Genomic DNA, 15,909 nt, shown 5'->3' with positions numbered 1-15,909 from the left:
GCAGAACAGCAAGCCCGCCACATGGCGGGCTTGCTGTTGAGGGAGGCAGGATGGAAGCGGTGCCGTCGGCGCCCAGGACAGGGGAACTACATCGCCTGTTCGATCGAGAGCACGTAGGCTTGCACGCCGAATCTTGGAAAGACGGCGGTGGTGTCGCTGCCGATGTTCATCTGTTCCAGCGCAGTGCCCTTGGCATCGGACAGGACGAGCGAATAGATCGGCCCGAACCGCGAGACCATGTCGGTGGGTGTGATGCGCACACGATAGGTGTCGTTGCCCTGAAGGGCGATTGGGTCTGAAAGCTGGCCCGGGATCAGTTGCAGCTCCGCGGGCAGCGCGCGCAGGTCGCCGAACAGCTTCACCGCAAATATCCGAGTTTCCGGTAGCGCCAGATGTGCGGAACGCACTTGCGCGCCAGGCTGGGCGAGAGCCGACGCGTTTCCTGCCGCAGGCACGATTGCGGCGACTGCACTGGCGGCAGTGCCAATCAGGAAGTTGCGGCGGCTGTCGTTCGTGCGAGTCGTCATGCTGTCCACCTGTCAAATGAGGGTCAGCCCCGGCCAGGGCCTGGGGCAGGCGTGAAAAAACACTTGCCTTGGTTGTTGCAATTGGTGTTGCTGCCCAATGAACAATTCTTCGTGTTCGTGCAAGATGGATTGGTGCCATTGCAGACCTCGTTGGTCGCCATCGGCCCGAAGCGCTGCGTCGCCAGTGCTTCGATGGCCGACGCTGTATCGGCATCCTCGAACTGGATCTCTGCATCCTTATTCAGTGAAATCCTGTCTGGGCTGATGCGGATAGGCATGGATCCTCCTCAGGTGCGCGACAGGCTGGCAAGCGGGCAGCCCAGCGTCTGTTCGGACAGGTCGGAAAAGCCGCTCATCCACCGGCGCAGCTTGTCGTTCGCTACATCGATCGTTCCATCCGAATGGAGTTGCCCTAAATCGTTGCGGTCGTCGTTCAGTGCCACCGTGCATTTGCCGATTCGGCCGTTGGCGCGAATCATGAGCGAGTTGGGCTTTGCGGCGTAGCAGATATAACCGTCCAGGTGTTCTTCCGAAATCGCCTTGCCTGATCCGGTGCGGCCGTTGCCCTGGTCGGTAATGTAGGCGATCGCGTCCAGATAGCGGTCGCGCGGCAAGACTGTCTCTTTGATCGTGCTGGTCGCGTTGAGGTTGGACACCTTGTGAAAATAGACAGAGAACCGGCTGTCATCCAGCAGCTCGCGTTGCAACTTGCCGTAGAGGCGTTTGACGGACGCGACGTTGTCTTGGTGGACATGCAGCCTGAGTGAAATGGAAAATTTTCCAGCCAGAGCGCGATACGCGATGAGGTTGGACCAGATCTTCTCGAACGTGGCGCTCTTGTTGGCTGTGATCCGGGTTCTGTCGTGCCATTCGGCGTCGCCGTCCAGGGTGATCTGGAATTCTCGGTGGCGCAGCGCAATGAGCTGGCTCAGCAGGTCGGGGGTGAGCAGGTAGCCATTGGAGGTGAAGCCTGCGCTGAACTGCACATCGTGACGCTCGCATTCCTGATGCGCATGGTGACCGATGTCGAGCACGGTCCCAAGCGCCAGCAGAGGCTCGCCGCCGAACCAGGAGATGTTCAAGCTGTCCAATGCCGGGGCGCGCCTGGAAATCAGTTGCTTGATCCCGCCCACGACGGGGGGCTGCATGCGCCCGATCGCGAAATCCTCATAGCAATAGGTGCAGCGGAAATTGCACTTTTCCGTCGGAAGAAGAATCAGGGAAAGAATGCGAGGAGACAGCGCCTCCGCCACGGTCGCGGCGCTTAACATCGCGTCCCCTCAGCCGTGAGGGGCGGGTTGGCGCACGAGGCAAACGCCAACATTGGAGGCCTTGGAACAGTCGCCGGTATTCGTACAGGTATAATTGGTACCGGAGCACGTGCCGGAATTCGTACAGTTTCCGGCGTTTTCACCCATTGGGCGAATCGTCGCGCTTGTCGCGGACGAAATGGCAGCGGCGCGCAGTCGATGGTTGTCAAAGTGGATAGATCCGTCCGGATTCAACGTAATGCCGCGCGGATCTATATTGTGGAACGCTTTGTCCATGTGCGCTGTCCGTAGTCGGTTCGCTGCGTCTAAATCGCCGCGACCAGTAAAAAGCTAAGAAAACTTCAAATGTTATTTTGTGATGTATGTCATATATTTTTGTTGTTGTCTACATTAGCTGCCATGATTTGGCTCGCTGCTTGGGCTTGGGCCGGATAACGATGCTGTCGTGCTAACCCCGTTCCTGGGAACCGGGAAGCATCGACTCGCAATTGCTACTGCTGGTTCAGCGCATGCAGGCCTGGCTCTACAGCCGGCGCCGTTCAGCCCTCTTCCTCGCGCCCTGACTTCCAATACCCCGTCGCGCGGATCCAATCCTTGGGCACGTTGAGGCGGCCTTCGACGAACTTGCGCATCATCCGCGCGCGTGCCGATTCGCAGGCGATCTAGTAGAACGCGTCGCCGTCCGGCGCTTCGAAATCGCGGAGCGCGTCTTCCAGCAGCTGGCTGGCTGCTCAGTACATGCACGCCATTGCGCTCCTGCCAGGTGATGCGGACCTGCGCGCGCGACGGCAACGCCTGTCGGTCGGTGAAGCCGGGATCTCGATCAGCGCGTCCACCTGCGCGCCGGCCGGCAGTTCCTCCCGCCAGCGGCCGATCGCCGGCAGCGCGGTCTCGTCGCCGATCAGTACGTCGGCGTCATAGCCGTCGGCGGCGACGAACGCGCCATCGGCATTGGGGAAGAACAGTTTGACGCGGTCCGCGGTCCGCGGTCGTCTGGCCCGGCGCTGGCGAAGCCGTCCAGCGCCGGCCCGACGACTACGATGCGGAGCATATGCGGGGTCAGCGGCTGGGTGCGCAGCACGTGCAGGTGGCGCATCTTCGGCGGGTGGCGCAGCAGGCGGTCGTCATGGGCGGTCATGCGGCATCTTCGGGAACATCGGAAACGAGCGCGCGCCGCGCCGGCAGGGTTTCAGTCATCGCCGGCTTGCGCCATGCCGTCGGCGGTCTGCGCCAGCAGGCGCGCCACGCGCTCGATCTCCGCCTTGCTCCAGCAGTCGTGGCGCACCAGTAATGCGTGCTTGATCCGGCGCAGCGCATCGCGCACCGGCGTCGGCACGTTGGCGCGCACCAGCGCGCGGGCGCGATGATGGGTACGCTGCACCGCCGCATCCAACTGCGCGCGCTGCGCCTGCACCAAGCCCAGGCCCTCGGCGGTGATCGCGTAACGCTTGCGCCCTGTATCGGTATCGGCCTGAACCAGACCCTGCACCTCCAGTTGCGCCAGGGTCGGGTAGGTGGCGCCGGCGCTGGCTGGGCGTGTACAGCCCATGGAACAGGTCGGCGATCGCGCGGATCAGTTCGTCGCCGTGGTGCGGCTGGGTCTCGATCATCGCCAGCAACAGGGGCAGATCGCCATGGCCGAGCGGGCGCCCGCCGTCGCGGCCGTGCGGGCCGTGGCCAGGACCGTCCTCGGCGAACAGGCGCCGCAGGTGGCAGTGGCTGGGATCGGTCGGGCGCGGCATCGTTTCGATCTACCTGACTGCTGCGTAACGACATATCGAAGTGCAGTGGCGGGCAAGGCCGACGGCGGGGCCTGGGCATGCGGGACGGGCGATCGTTCAGCGACGCCGGATGCCGCTGTGGCGGGTGGATGCCGCTTGTTGCTGGCGTGCCTGGGGCGGTAGCGCGCCAGGTGGTCGTGACGCGGGGTTGGTCAGCAGCCGGCTTCGCGGTCTGTCGGGATTGAAGTCCCTCCTCCAGTGCACCCGGCGGGTCGGCTGCGAGCCTTGTGTAGAAGCGGTTTCAACCGCGACGAACGGTCCAGGGCCGGCTTCGGAGGCCGTCGGCATCGGCCGCAGTGCAGGAGCGCCCTGGCCCGGCTCAGCGGCCATCGCGGTCCTCGAGGACCCGACGCTGCATCTCGTCCAGGTAGTCGTCCAACTCCTGTACCGAAGTGAAGATCTCGTTCAACGGCACCGCCTTGACCAGGTCGAACACCTTGCGGATCTGCGGTTGCGGGTTGACCACCAGCACCCGGCCGTCGCGCGTGGCCAGCACCTTGCGCGCTTTGAAGATCGAGCGGATGCCCGCGCTGCTGATGTAGTCAAGGTGCGACAGGTCCAGCACCAGGGTGGTGATCTGGGTGGCCAGCAACGGCGCCAACGCCTCGTCCAGGGCCTGGTAGGTGTGCGTGTCCAGGCGCCCGCTGAGGGTGATGCGCTGGCGCCGGTCCTGCGCGGGGTCGATCTGCAGGCTCAACGTGGTCATGTGGGAAGCTCCTGGGGGATGGGGTCGAAAGGCTGCAGCAGGGTGACGCGTACGACGTTGAGGCCGGCGTCGTGACGGTAGTCGATGTGGTCGGCCAGTTGCCGCACCAGGTGCAGGCCGAGGCCGCCGATCGGGCGCTCGGCGATATCCGCGTCCAGGTCCGGCGCCGGCGCCGTGCGCAGGTCGAAGGCCGGGCCGCTGTCGCGGAACTCCAGCACCAGCGCGCCGCGTTCCACCTGCAGGCCCACCTCCAGCGGCGGCTGCCCGGCCGCCAGGTGGCTGTGCTCGAGCGTGTTGCAGGCCAGTTCCTCCACGATCAGGCGTGCCCGGCCCGCGTGTTCCCGGGTCACGCCATGGCCCAGCAGCGCCGCCTCCAGCGTGTCGCTCAACTGCGCCAGTGTGTCCAGCGCCGGCACCATCTGCAGCCGTAGTTTCATGTGCTTGCCTCCCGCATCGGATCCTGGCGCAACCGAATCGCCAGCAGGGTCATGTCGTCGGACTGCGGTGCGGCCGTGGTGAATGCGTGCACCGCGGCCAGCACCCGCGCGCATTGCGCCTGCGCGTCGATGCCGGGCTGCAGCGCGGCCAGCAGCCGCGCCTCGCCATAGGCTTGGTCGTGCGCGTCCATCGCCTCGGTGATGCCGTCGGTATAGCTCAGCAGCGTGGCCCCGGCGGCCAGGCGCCCGCGCAGCACCGGATAGTGCGTCTGCGTCTCGATCCCCAGCGGCGGGCCCGATTCCACCGCCAGCAGCTGCGCGCGGCCGTCGGCGCCTAGCAGCACCGGCGGCTCGTGGCCGGCGCTGGACAGCCAGTAGTCGCCGCTGTGCACGTCGATCAACCCGCACAGCACGGTGGCGAACATGCAGGTCTCGTTGCCCTCCACCAAGCGCTGCGAGGCCGCGATCAGGATCGCGTCCGGCCGGTCGTGGCGGCGCGCGGCCACCTCCAGCACGGTCATCGCCCGTGCCATGAACAGCGCCGCCGGCACGCCCTTGTCGGAGACGTCGCCGACCACGAACCACAGCAGCCCCGGCACGGTCTCGAAGAACTGGTAGAAGTCGCCGCCGACCATCGTCGCCGGCTCCAGCAGCGCGTAGGTCTCCAGGTGCTTGTGCGCGCTGTCGAAGGTGCGCCCGTCCGGCAGCATCGCCCGCTGGATGTCGCGCGCGATCGACAGCTCGCTCTGCATCCGCTGCCGCGCCTGCGCCAGCGTGGCGATCTCCTGCAATTGCAGCTTGATCGAGCCGCGCGCGCGGTCGAAGGCGCGCGCCATCACCCCCACCTCGTCCTGCCGCTGCGCATGGCGTAGTGGATAGTCGAACTCGCCCTGGCCGAAATGCACCGCCGAGTCGGTCAGGTCCTCGATCGGCGCCACCAGCCGCGCGGTGTAGCGGCGCAGCAGCCACAGCCACAGCAGCAGCGCGGCGCCGCCGCCCAGCCCCACCCACAGCGCAATGCGGTTGAGCCCGGCCACGATGTAGCGCTCGGACGCGGTCAGGGCGAAGGTCCAGTCGCTGTCGCCGACCGCCGCGCTCTGGGTCAAGTAGCGCTCGCCGTCGGGCGCGACATGGGCGAAGCGCACCGGCGCATGCGCGGCCACCGCCGCGGCCAGCGGCGCCAGGTCCGGCCGCGCCTGCGCCACGTGCGCCTGCAGGCCGCGGCGGAAGCGCAGCGCCGGGTCCGGATGCAGCACGATCAGCCCGTCAGGCGACAGCAGCATCGGTTGCAGCCCGGCATTGGCCGGCAGCTCGTCGATGATGGCCTGCAGCCGCTGCAGCGGCACGTCCACGCTGACCATGCCGATCGCGCGCGCCTGCGGGCCGTCGCCGGGCAGGCGCAGCGGCAGGTTGTAGGTGGTGAAGGCGTCGCCGGTGGCGGCGTTGCGGTACGGCTCGGACCACCATGGCGCCGGCGCCGCCAACGCGCGCCGGTACCACGGCATGCTGCGGTAATCGAAGCCCAACGCCCCGGCCGGCTGCTCGACCACGCTGCCGCGCGCGCGCCGCAGTCGCCAGGCGAAGCCGCGGTCGTCGCCCTTCAGCGCGCCCGGCGCGATCACCAGCAGCGCCCCGGCGATGTCCGGATCGCCCTGCAGCGTGGCGTGCAGCAGGCTGCGCAGGTTGAACGGCTGGCGCCCGACCGCGGCCGCGCCGGCGGCCAGGGTGCGCCCGCTCACCTGCACCGAACCCAGCGTCGCCTCCAGGCTGCGCGCGGTCTGCCGGGTCAGCCCGGCCACCTCCTCGCGTGCGTTGCGCACCACCACCTGGCGCGCGCCCAGGTAGAACAGCAGCGCCAGGCCCAGCAGCAGCCCCAACTGGATCAGGCTGCCCCACAGCAGCAGCCGCGTGCGCAGGCTGTGCCGCCAGGCGACCGCTGAAGCGTCCTGCGCTGACGACGAGGCGGCGATGGCGGCGTTCCGTTGGGCTTGGCCCCGATCATAAGCGCAGCCGCGCGTCCCCGCCGCAAGCGCGCCCCGGCGCGCAGGACAGCGCGTTCCATACGTCGCCGTACGCGGTCCGGCGGAGCGGTTGCGCTACACTTGGGGGCTTCGAAAAACACATGCAATCGCGCGCGTGCGTGCGACCGACGGGAGCGCTATGAACTGGTTGAACGAGGTGCTGCAGAACGATCCGAACCCCACTGAGACCCAGGAGTGGATCGAATCGCTCAAGGCGGTCATCGATGTCGCTGGCCCCGAGCGCGCGCACCAGCTGCTCGAGGACATGGTCGAACTGACCCGCCGCTCCGGCGCCTACCTGCCTTTCTCGCCGACCACCGAGTACGTCAACACCATCGCGCCCGCCAACGAGGCCAAGAGCCCGGGCGATGCGGCCATCGAGTGGAAGATCCGCTCGATCATCCGCTGGAACGCCATGGCCACCGTGGTCCGCGCCAACCGCAAGCCCGGCGACCTGGGCGGCCACATCGCCTCCTTCGCTTCGGCCGCCACCCTGTACGACGTGGGCTTCAACCACTTCTGGCGGGCCCCGTCCGACAAACACCCCGGCGACCTGCTGTACATCCAGGGCCACAGCGCCCCGGGCATCTACGCCCGCGCCTTCCTCGAAGGCCGCATCAACGAGACCCAACTCGACCACTTCCGCATGGAAGTGGACGGGCAGGGCATCTCCTCCTACCCGCACCCGTGGCTCATGCCAGACTTCTGGCAGACCCCCACCGTGTCGATGGGCCTGGGCCCGCTCAGCGCCATCTACCAGGCGCAGTTCATGAAGTACCTGGAGCACCGCGGCCTGATCGAGAAGTCCGACCGCAAGGTGTGGTGCTTCATCGGCGACGGCGAGTCGGATGAGCCGGAAACCCTGGGCGCCATCGCCCTGGCCGGCCGCGAAGGCCTGGACAACCTCATCTTCGTGGTCAACTGCAACTTGCAGCGCCTGGACGGTCCGGTGCGCGGCAACGGCAAGATCATCCAGGAACTGGAAGGCGTGTTCCGCGGCGGCGGCTGGAACGTCATCAAGCTGCTGTGGGGCGGCTACTGGGATGCGCTGCTGGCGCGCGACACCGACGGCGTGCTGCGCAAGTTGATGATGGAGACCGTCGACGGCGAATACCAGAACTGCAAGGCCTTCGGCGGCGCCTACACCCGCGCCAACTTCTTCGGCAAGTATCCGGAGACCGCGGCCATGGTCGCCGGCCTGTCCGACGACGACATCTGGCGACTGAACCGCGGCGGCCACGACCCGCACAAGGTCTACGCCGCCTACAACCAGGCGGTGAACACCGCCGGCATGCCCACCGTGATCCTGGCCAAGACGGTCAAGGGCTACGGCATGGGCTCCTCGGGCGAATCGCTCAACCCCACCCACCAGACCAAGAAGCTGGACGCCGCCGCCGTGCGCGCGTTCCGCGACCGCTTCAACATCCCGCTCAGCGACAAGCAGCTGGCCGACGCCGAGCAGGTGCCGTTCTACCACCCCGGCCCGGACTCGCCGGAAGTGCAGTACCTGCAGCAGCGCCGCGCCGCGCTCGGCGGCTACCTGCCGCAGCGCCGCCGCAAGGCCGACCAGTCCTTCGACGTGCCCGGCCTGGACAAGTACGAGCGCCTGCTCAAGTCCAGCGGCGAGCGCAGCTACTCCACCACCATGGCCTTCGTGCAGAGCCTCAACATCGCCCTGCGCGACAAGGACCTGGGCCCGCGCATCGTGCCGATCGTGGCCGACGAAGCGCGCACCTTCGGCATGGAAGGCATGTTTCGCCAGATCGGCATCTACGCCCCGTTCGGCCAGAAGTACAAGCCGGTGGACGCCGACCAGCTGATGTTCTACCGCGAGGACCAGTCCGGCCAGGTGCTGCAGCAGGGCATCAGCGAACCGGGCGCCATCTCCTCGTGGCTGGCCGCCGGCACCAGCTACTCGGTCAGCAACGTGCCGATGCTGCCGTTCTACATCTACTACTCCATGTTCGGCTTCCAGCGCGTGGGCGACATCGCCTGGCAGGCGGCCGACATGCGTACCCGCGGCTTCCTGCTCGGCGGCACCGCCGGCCGCACCACGCTCAACGGCGAAGGCCTGCAGCACGAAGACGGCTTCAGCCAGGTCATCGCCGGCTCCATCCCCAACGTGCGCAGCTACGACCCCACCTTCGGCTTCGAAGTCACCGTGGTCATGCAGCACGGCATGCAGCGGATGATGCAGGACCAAGTGGACGAGTACTACTACATCACCCTGATGAACGAAAACTACACCCACCCGGAAATGCCGGCCGGTGCAGAAGAAGGCATCATCAAAGGCATGTACCTGCTGCGCGACGCCGGCAAGCCCAAGAAGGGCGAACTGCGCGTGCAACTGCTGGGCTCGGGCACCATCCTGCGCGAAGCCATCGCCGCCGCCGAACTGCTGGACAAGGACTTCGGCGTCACCGCCGACATCTGGTCCTGCCCCAGCTTCAACGAACTGCGCCGCGACGGCTTCGACGCCGAGCGCTGGAACCGCCTGCATCCGGAAGGCGAGCAGCGCAAGCCCTACGTCACCCAACTGCTGGAAACCCGCCAGGGCCCGGCCATCGCCGCCACCGACTACGTGCGCGCCTTCGCCGATCAGATCCGCGCCTTCGTGCCGGCGCACTACACCGTGCTGGGCACTGACGGCTTCGGCCGCTCCGACACCCGCGCCAACCTGCGGCGATTCTTCGAAGTGGACCGGTACTACATCGCGCATGCGGCGATCGCGGCGCTGGCGAAGGACGGCAAGATGACCGGCAAGGATGTGGCGCGGGCGATCAAGCAGTACAAGATTGATCCGGAGAAGGGGAATCCGGTTGGGGTCTAACCACCCGCCAGGCAATAACGCTCTGCCCCTCTCCCGTCCCGTGGGAGAGGGGGCCCGCAGGGGGAAGAGGGGCTCTTCCGCCTGCGGGCCCCGCATTCGCAAGGACTGCGAACATGCTTCCGTGCCATCGAGTCAGGTCGAGTACATAGATGTGGCTGCTTGATGCGCCGCCAGTCATATCCGCATATCTTCGTAACTGCGCCAAGCGATGCCGCCGATCGCCGACCGCAGCGGCGTTCTGCCGCCGACAAGGCCGATGACATCGACCGCTGCCGCAACGACCAGTTGGGCCGTCATCGCTGGGTCGTCGAGCGCATCCACGTCTGGTTCGCAGGCATGGGCAAGTTGCGCATCCGCTTCGAACGACGCATCGATGTCCATCCGGCGTCGCTGTCTCTTGCTTGCTCCATCATCTGCCTTCGGCTTCTCCAGGGAGTGTTGGCCGCTCTTGGTTTTTGAGCCTTGGTGGTCCAGCCGCAGAGGACGTGCGGCCACGGTTCTGCGTGGAAATCGACAGCTGTGTCCCTCTGAAGGGCGCCTCGAACAACTCATATATTTCATTGAGATGACTTGCGAAGGCGCCGCTGCTGCGTCCTGCCAGACCGCCTGAGGGCATCGCCGTGAACCGCCCCGGGATTCCAGGAGGCTCCAACTGTTGAGAGGATGGAGTCATGAGCAAGCAGACAGTGAAGCATTCCCCGGACGTGCGGGAGCGGGCAGTTGGGATGGTGCTGGAGCATCAAGGCGAGCCCAGTTCGCCGTGGGCGGGGCTCGCGTCGATTGCGGGGAAGATCGGGTGCACGGCCGAGACGCTGCGCTGGTGGGTGCGCCGGGCCGAGCGTGACCAAGGGTTGCGCCCAGGCCGACGAGGGAGGAGCAAGCGCGGATGAAGGCGCTGGAGCGGGAGAATGGAGAATCGGGAGCTGCGGCAGGCCAACGAGAGCCTGCGCAAGGTCTCGGCGTCTTTCGCCCAGGCGGAACTGGACCGCCGCTTCACGCCATGACCGGGTTCGTGGGCGAACACCGGAACGTCTACGGAGTCGAGCCGATCTGCCGGGTGTTGGAGATGGCTCGGTCGAGGGTCTACAGCCATGCGGCCCGGGAGGCCGATCCCGGCGCTCGCCCGGATCGCTGCTGGCGCGACCGGGCGCTGGAGGCGCAGATCCGCCGTGTCCGGGACGAGAACCGTCAGGTCGACGGTGTGCGCAAGGGGTGCAAGCCGTTGCTGCGGGAAGGCTGGCAGGTGGCGCGGTGCACGGTGGCGCGGCGGATGCGCCGGCTGGACCTGCGTGGCGTGGTCGTTGGCAAGCCAGTGAAGACCACGCACAGCGACAAGGCGCCGCCGTGTCCGCTGGACCGGGTGAACCGGCAGTTCCAGGCCGACCGGCCCAATGCGCTGCGAGTCAGCGACTTCACGTATGTCTCGACGTGGCAGGGCAGGGTGTACGTGGCGTTGGTGATCGAGGTGTCCGTGCGGCGGATCGTGGGCTGGCAGGCGTCGGGCTCGATGACGACGGACTTCGTGCTCGACGCCCTGGAACAGGCGCTGCACGCGCGGCAGCGGGAGGGCGGACCGATCCCCCCCCCTGCGACCGCGGTTCGCCGTCTGTGAGCATCCGCGACAGCGAGCGGCTGACCGAGGCGGGGATCGCGCCGTCGGTGGGCAGCGTGGGCGATGGCTACGAGCGCGAAGCCCGCCCTTGGGGCACACCGCGCTGGCCGAGACGATCGATGGCCTGTACAAGGCCGAGGGGATCCACCGCCGATCGTGGCGCAAGCGCGAACAGGTGGAACTGGCCACGCTGGACTGGGTGCACGGGTTCAACCACAAACCACGGCTGGGGCCGATCGGGCACGTCCGGCCAGCGGAAGCCCAAGCGCTTACCCTCGGCAGCAAGCCGGTCAGGCCAAGGCGGCCTGACTCAAACCAAACGGCCTCCAAGAAAGTCGGGGCGGTTCAGATCGGTTTCTACAACCGGCAACGGCCCCACCAGGCACTGAAGATGACGACACCTGATGACACCCAGGCCGCTACATTAACCGCATGACCTGTGCAGAAACCGATGGGTCATTCACCAGCTGGACGCCGTCCGCGCGCGCGGCGAGCATGGCGTCCGCACGAAGCCGTCCAGTTCGCGGCGCATGGGTTGGTCTGATCGGTTCATGCCGGCATTGCAGTACAGCACGGATGAAGACCGCACAACCGGCGGGCCGCACTGGCGGGCGCGGCCGGCGACGGCATCGAAAACGAAGCTAAATGGTTCATCGGCGGCTATCGCGTGTGTGCCGCTCGCGTTGCGGCGAAATCACGATGCGCCAGTGGCGCCGGCGCGGCGTAGACAACAGCGCACTTCACGCCCTTTTTATCGGGGCGTTCGTACATTTACTAAAGATCGCTGATCTGCTCGTCTGCTCGTTCCCCTTCTTGCCTTCCGGTTTCACGTCGCGCGTCCGTTGCGGATGCGCGACGGCAACAGCTTTCCGTGTGACCGTCCTTCCCTCCCCGACGGAATCGCCATGCCGCCCCCCCCACCCGCCGATCTGCCCGATAGACAACGCGACACCCACCCGGTCCTGCGCGCGCCCCGGCGACGCCATCGCGATGCATATGGACGCTTTGTCCGCGCCGCCCACGTAACCGTCAAGTTGCAGCCGGCGCCGCGCCGCGCCAGCCTGTTCGTGACCTCGGAGATGGCCGACTTCATCAAGGCCGGAGGCCTCGGCGACGTGGCCGCGGCGTTGCCGCGCGCGCTGCGCGGCAGCTGCGACATCCGCGTGCTGATTCCCGGCTACCCGGCGGTGCTGCGCAAGACCGGCCCGCTGCAGATTGTCGGCCACATCGCCGCCCACGCCGGCCTGCCGGCCTGCGCGCTGGGCCGCGCGGAACGCCCCGACGGCCTGTGCGTGTACGTGCTGCTGTGCCCGCCGTTGTTCGAACGCCAGGGTTCGCCCTACGTGTCCAGCGAGGGCCGCGACTGGGAAGACAACGCGCTGCGCTTTGCCACGCTGTCGCATGCCGCTGCGCAGATCGCCGGCGGCCACGCCGGTCTGGACTGGAACCCGGACCTGCTGCACCTCAACGACTGGCCGTGCGCGCTGGCCGCCGCCTACGTACGCTGGTCCGGCGGCCGCACGCCGTGCCTGCTGACCATCCACAACCTGGCCTACCAGGGCCTGTTCCCGTACGCGATGGCCTCCACCCTGGGCATCCCGGACGACGGCCTGCAGGACCTGGAGTTCTACGGGCAGATGTCGTTCCTGCGCGCCGGCATCGTCCACGCCGACCATGTCAACACGGTCAGCGTCAGCTACGCCGCGCAGATCACCGGCCCGGCGCAGGGTTGCGGCCTGGAATCGCTGCTCGCCCGCCATGCCGCCAGTGGCCGCCTCAGCGGCATCGTCAACGGCATCGACGCCAGCTGGGACCCGCGCACCGACGATCACCTGCATACCCATTTCGGTATCGACCAGGTCCAGGGCAAGCGCGACAACGCCGCCCAGGTGCGCCGTGCGTTCGGCCTGATCGACAGCGACGGCCCCCTGTTCGCGGTGGTGTCGCGGCTGGTGCACCAGAAAGGCTTGGACATGATCTGCGAGGTGGCGCCGCAGATCGTCGCCGCCGGCGGCCAGATCGTGGTGATCGGCGGCGGCGAGCCGCAGATCGAGCAAGCGGTGGCAGCGCTGGCGCGGCGCTTCCCCGGCCAGGTCGGCGCCCACATCGGGTTCGAGGAGCGGCTGGCGCGGCGCATGTTCGCCGGCTCGGACTTTCTGCTGATGCCCTCGCGCTTCGAGCCCTGCGGGCTGAGCCAGATGTACGCGCAGCGCTTTGGCAGCCTGCCGATCGCACATGCCACCGGCGGCCTGATCGACACCGTGGACGACGGCGTGACCGGCTTCCTGTTCGAGGACCCGTCCGCCGACGGCCTGCGCCGCTGCCTGCAGCGGGTGTTCCGCACCTTCCGCCTGCCCGGCCTGCTGCAGGCGATGCGCCGCGCGGCGATGCTGCGGCCCAGCGGCTGGGACCTGGCCGGGCGCAAGTACATGGCCCTGTACGACCGCACTGCGACCCCGTCCCCGGCGGTGGCATGAGCGAACGGGAACAGGCGCCGGACGCGATCCCGGTGTGGGACGCGCCGCTGGAAGCGGCGAGCGGGGAGCGCGACCGGCTGGCGCTGCAGGCGCTGGCACGTGGCGAGGCGGTGGACGCCTTCGCCTGGCTGGGCCCGCACGCCGATGCGCGCGGTGCGATCCGGGTCCGCGCGCTGGTGCCGGGCGCCGAGGCGATGGGCCTGCTCGACGAGAGCGGCAAGCTGGTGGCGCGGATGCGCGCCAGTGCCGATGCCGAGGGTATCTTCGAAGGTGAACTGAAGACGGCGATGCCGTACCGGCTGCGCATCGCGTGGCCGGACCGCGTGCAGGAAACAGCGGACCCTTACGCATTCGGCCCGGTGCTGGACGATGCCTGGCTGCAGGGCATGGCCGAGGGCGACGGCGCCGCGCTGCGCACCGCGCTGGGCGCGCACCATACCCGTATCGGCACGGTGCACGGGGTGCGCTTTGCGGTGTGGGCGCCGCATGCGCGCCGTGTCGCGCTGGTCGGCGACTTCAATGACTGGGACGGGCGCCGGCATCCGCTGCGGCTGCGCCAGGACGCCGGGGTCTGGGAGCTGTTCGTGCCCGGTCTGCGCGGCGGCGAGCACTACCAGTACGAGATCCTCGGCGCCGACGGCACGCCGCTGCCGCGCAAGTCCGACCCGGTCGCGCGGCACAGCACGCGCGCAACCGCCTCGGTGGTGCCAGGCGCCGCCGCCTTCGCCTGGCACGATGCGCCCTGGCTGGCGCAGCGCGCCGCGCGCGCCGGCGCCGCGCAGCCGATGAGCATCTACGAGCTGCACACCGGTTCCTGGCGCCACGACGCGCACGGCCAGCCGCTGCACTGGGATGCGCTGGCCGCGCAGTTGATCCCGTACGTGCAGGAGCTGGGCTTCACCCATGTCGAGTTGCTGCCGATCACCGAACATCCGTTCGGCGGCTCCTGGGGCTACCCGCCGCTGGGCCTGTACGCACCGACCGTGTGGCATGGCGAGGCGGACGGTTTCGCGCGCTTCGTCGACGCCTGCCATCAGGCCGGGATCGGCGTGATCCTGGATTGGGTCAGTGCGCACTTCCCCGACGACGCGCACGGCCTGCAGCACTTCGACGGTACCGCGCTGTACGCGCACGCCGATCCGCGCGAAGGCCTGCACCGCGCGTGCAACACGCAGGTCTACGACCACGGCCGCGCCGAAGTCGTCGCCTACCTGATCGGCAGCGCGCTGGAATGGATCGAGCGCTTCCACGTCGACGGCCTGCGCGTGGACGCGGTCGGCTCGATGCTGTACCGCGACTACGGCCGCAATGAGGGCCAATGGGTGCCCAACCTTCAGGGCGGGCCCGAGAACCTGGAAGCGATCGCGTTCCTGCGCCGGCTCAACGGCGAGATCGCGCAACGCTTTCCCGGGGTGCGGGTGATGGCCGAGGAATCCACCGCGTGGCCGGGCGTGACCGCGCCGCCGGAGCAGGGCGGCCTGGGCTTCAGCCACAAATGGAACATGGGCTGGGCGCACGACACGCTGAGCTACCTGCGGCGCGACCCGCTGCACCGCCAGCACCATCACAGCGAGATGAGCTTCGGCCTGGTGTACGCGTTCTCCGAACACTTCGTGCTGCCGCTGTCGCACCATGAAGTGACGCGCGGCAAGGGTTCGCTGCTGGCCAAGATGCCAGGCGACACCTGGCAGCGCTTCGCCAACCTGCGCGCCTACCTGGCCTTCATGTGGGCGCACCCGGGGCGCAAGCTGCTGTTCATGGGCGGCGAGTTCGGGCAATGGCAGGACTGGGACCACGACCACGCGCTGGACTGGGCGCAGCTGCAGCGCGAGGAGCACCGCGGCGTGGCGCGGCTGGTCGGCGACCTCAACCGGCAGTTGCGCACGCAGCCGGCGCTGTACCGCAGCGACCGTACCGCGGACGGCTTCGAATGGAGCGTCGCCGACGACCACCGCAACAGCGTGTTCGGGTTCGTGCGCCACGACCGCGCCGGTGGGGCGCCGCCGTTGCTGTCAGTGAGCAACTTCACCCCGGCGGTGCATCACGGCTACCGCCTCGGCGTGCCGCGCGGCGGCCAGTGGCGCGAGATCCTCAACAGCGACAGCGCCCACTACGGCGGTTCCAACCAGGGCAATGGCGGCGCCTTGCACAGCGTGCCGCAGCCGATGCACGGGCATGCGCAATCGCTGGCGCTGACCCTGCCGCCGCTGTCCACCCTTTGGCTGCAAGCGGAGCATTGAATTGAAC

10 protein-coding genes, 5 pseudogenes and 1 other annotated feature are annotated in these 15,909 nt (G+C 67.9%); of the genes and pseudogenes, 6 read left to right on the top strand and 9 right to left on the bottom strand.

Annotated elements, in window-relative coordinates; translation table 11 throughout:
• Window positions 1–86: 86 nt before the first annotated feature.
• From G4Q83_RS15225 to G4Q83_RS15205, 6 genes and pseudogenes are all read right to left on the bottom strand, one after another.
• Entirely contained in the window at window positions 87–527 is a 441-nt protein-coding gene (locus G4Q83_RS15225) for a hypothetical protein (protein WP_128419414.1), read from the bottom strand.
• A 23-nt stretch (window positions 528–550) separates the two neighbouring features.
• Window positions 551–805: a hypothetical protein gene (locus tag G4Q83_RS15220; RefSeq protein WP_128419413.1), complete on the bottom strand. Its 255-nt coding sequence runs from the start codon at window positions 803–805 to the stop codon at window positions 551–553.
• Between the two features lie 9 nt (window positions 806–814).
• Window positions 815–1,798 (bottom strand): radical SAM protein, encoded by a 984-nt coding sequence (locus G4Q83_RS15215; RefSeq protein WP_128419412.1) that lies wholly within the window; start codon window positions 1,796–1,798, stop codon window positions 815–817.
• 539 nt (window positions 1,799–2,337) lie between these two features.
• Window positions 2,338–2,652, bottom strand: a pseudogene (locus G4Q83_RS24690) (SIP domain-containing protein).
• Window positions 2,653–2,699: 47 nt separating this feature from the next.
• Window positions 2,700–2,936 carry a siderophore-interacting protein gene (locus G4Q83_RS24685; RefSeq protein ID WP_386273054.1) on the bottom strand — a complete coding sequence of 79 codons (237 nt, stop codon included), beginning with the start codon at window positions 2,934–2,936 and terminating at the stop codon, window positions 2,700–2,702.
• Window positions 2,937–2,987: 51 nt separating this feature from the next.
• Window positions 2,988–3,408: pseudogene (locus G4Q83_RS15205) on the bottom strand (PadR family transcriptional regulator).
• Between G4Q83_RS15205 and G4Q83_RS23500 the strand changes: the two are divergent.
• A complete protein-coding gene (locus G4Q83_RS23500) occupies window positions 3,346–3,702 on the top strand; it encodes a hypothetical protein (protein WP_246432112.1) in 357 nt (118 codons plus the stop codon). The pseudogene G4Q83_RS15205 and the gene G4Q83_RS23500 sit on opposite strands and share 63 nt — an antisense overlap.
• A 196-nt stretch (window positions 3,703–3,898) precedes the next feature.
• On the opposite strand, the gene G4Q83_RS15200 is transcribed toward G4Q83_RS23500, so the two are convergent.
• The 3 genes and pseudogenes from G4Q83_RS15200 to G4Q83_RS15190 all read right to left on the bottom strand — a co-directional run.
• A complete protein-coding gene (locus G4Q83_RS15200) occupies window positions 3,899–4,285 on the bottom strand; it encodes an STAS domain-containing protein (protein ID WP_128419411.1) in 387 nt (128 codons plus the stop codon).
• Window positions 4,282–4,722 carry an ATP-binding protein gene (locus G4Q83_RS15195; protein ID WP_128419410.1) on the bottom strand — a complete coding sequence of 147 codons (441 nt, stop codon included), beginning with the start codon at window positions 4,720–4,722 and terminating at the stop codon, window positions 4,282–4,284. The genes G4Q83_RS15200 and G4Q83_RS15195 overlap by 4 nt, the downstream gene beginning before the upstream one ends.
• Window positions 4,700–6,692 (bottom strand): annotated as a pseudogene (locus tag G4Q83_RS15190) (SpoIIE family protein phosphatase); the annotation flags it as partial. The gene G4Q83_RS15195 and the pseudogene G4Q83_RS15190, both read right to left, overlap by 23 nt.
• Before the next feature lie 190 nt (window positions 6,693–6,882).
• Here G4Q83_RS15190 and aceE point away from each other — a divergent pair.
• From aceE to glgB, 5 genes and pseudogenes are all read left to right on the top strand, one after another.
• On the top strand, window positions 6,883–9,573 hold the full coding sequence (gene aceE, locus G4Q83_RS15185; protein WP_128419408.1) for a pyruvate dehydrogenase (acetyl-transferring), homodimeric type: 2,691 nt from the start codon (window positions 6,883–6,885) through the stop codon (window positions 9,571–9,573).
• Window positions 9,574–9,795: 222 nt separating this feature from the next.
• Window positions 9,796–10,032 (top strand): annotated as a pseudogene (locus tag G4Q83_RS15180) (IS5/IS1182 family transposase); the annotation flags it as partial.
• A gap of 212 nt (window positions 10,033–10,244) precedes the next feature.
• A pseudogene (locus G4Q83_RS15175) lies at window positions 10,245–11,494 on the top strand (IS3 family transposase).
• Window positions 10,532–10,648, top strand: a sequence feature (AL1L pseudoknot). It overlaps the preceding pseudogene by 117 nt.
• Before the next feature lie 596 nt (window positions 11,495–12,090).
• Window positions 12,091–13,662: a glycogen synthase GlgA gene (glgA, locus tag G4Q83_RS15170; RefSeq protein ID WP_128419407.1), complete on the top strand. Its 1,572-nt coding sequence runs from the start codon at window positions 12,091–12,093 to the stop codon at window positions 13,660–13,662.
• Window positions 13,659–15,902: a 1,4-alpha-glucan branching protein GlgB gene (gene glgB, locus G4Q83_RS15165; protein WP_128419406.1), complete on the top strand. Its 2,244-nt coding sequence runs from the start codon at window positions 13,659–13,661 to the stop codon at window positions 15,900–15,902. Before glgA ends, glgB begins: the two co-directional genes overlap by 4 nt.
• The last annotated feature ends 7 nt before the right edge of the window (window positions 15,903–15,909 follow it).

Origin of the sequence: Xanthomonas theicola (assembly GCF_014236795.1) — a bacterium.
Classification (GTDB): domain Bacteria; phylum Pseudomonadota; class Gammaproteobacteria; order Xanthomonadales; family Xanthomonadaceae; genus Xanthomonas_A; species Xanthomonas_A theicola.
Note: the sequence above shows the minus strand (reverse complement) of the source record. Positions and strands in the feature narration are given on the sequence as shown.

Bases quoted from the DNA above. Each gene is read 5' to 3' on its own strand.
- G4Q83_RS15225 (WP_128419414.1), bottom strand. From the start codon at position 527: ATGACGACTCGCACGAACGACAGCCGCCGCAACTTCCTGATTGGCACT.
- G4Q83_RS15220 (WP_128419413.1), bottom strand. From the start codon at position 805: ATGCCTATCCGCATCAGCCCAGACAGGATTTCACTGAATAAGGATGCA.
- G4Q83_RS15215 (WP_128419412.1), bottom strand. From the start codon at position 1,798: ATGTTAAGCGCCGCGACCGTGGCGGAGGCGCTGTCTCCTCGCATTCTT.
- G4Q83_RS24685 (WP_386273054.1), bottom strand. From the start codon at position 2,936: ATGACCGCCCATGACGACCGCCTGCTGCGCCACCCGCCGAAGATGCGC.
- G4Q83_RS23500 (WP_246432112.1), top strand. From the start codon at position 3,346: ATGGAACAGGTCGGCGATCGCGCGGATCAGTTCGTCGCCGTGGTGCGG.
- G4Q83_RS15200 (WP_128419411.1), bottom strand. From the start codon at position 4,285: ATGACCACGTTGAGCCTGCAGATCGACCCCGCGCAGGACCGGCGCCAG.
- G4Q83_RS15195 (WP_128419410.1), bottom strand. From the start codon at position 4,722: ATGAAACTACGGCTGCAGATGGTGCCGGCGCTGGACACACTGGCGCAG.
- aceE (WP_128419408.1), top strand. From the start codon at position 6,883: ATGAACTGGTTGAACGAGGTGCTGCAGAACGATCCGAACCCCACTGAG.
- glgA (WP_128419407.1), top strand. From the start codon at position 12,091: ATGCCGCCCCCCCCACCCGCCGATCTGCCCGATAGACAACGCGACACC.
- glgB (WP_128419406.1), top strand. From the start codon at position 13,659: ATGAGCGAACGGGAACAGGCGCCGGACGCGATCCCGGTGTGGGACGCG.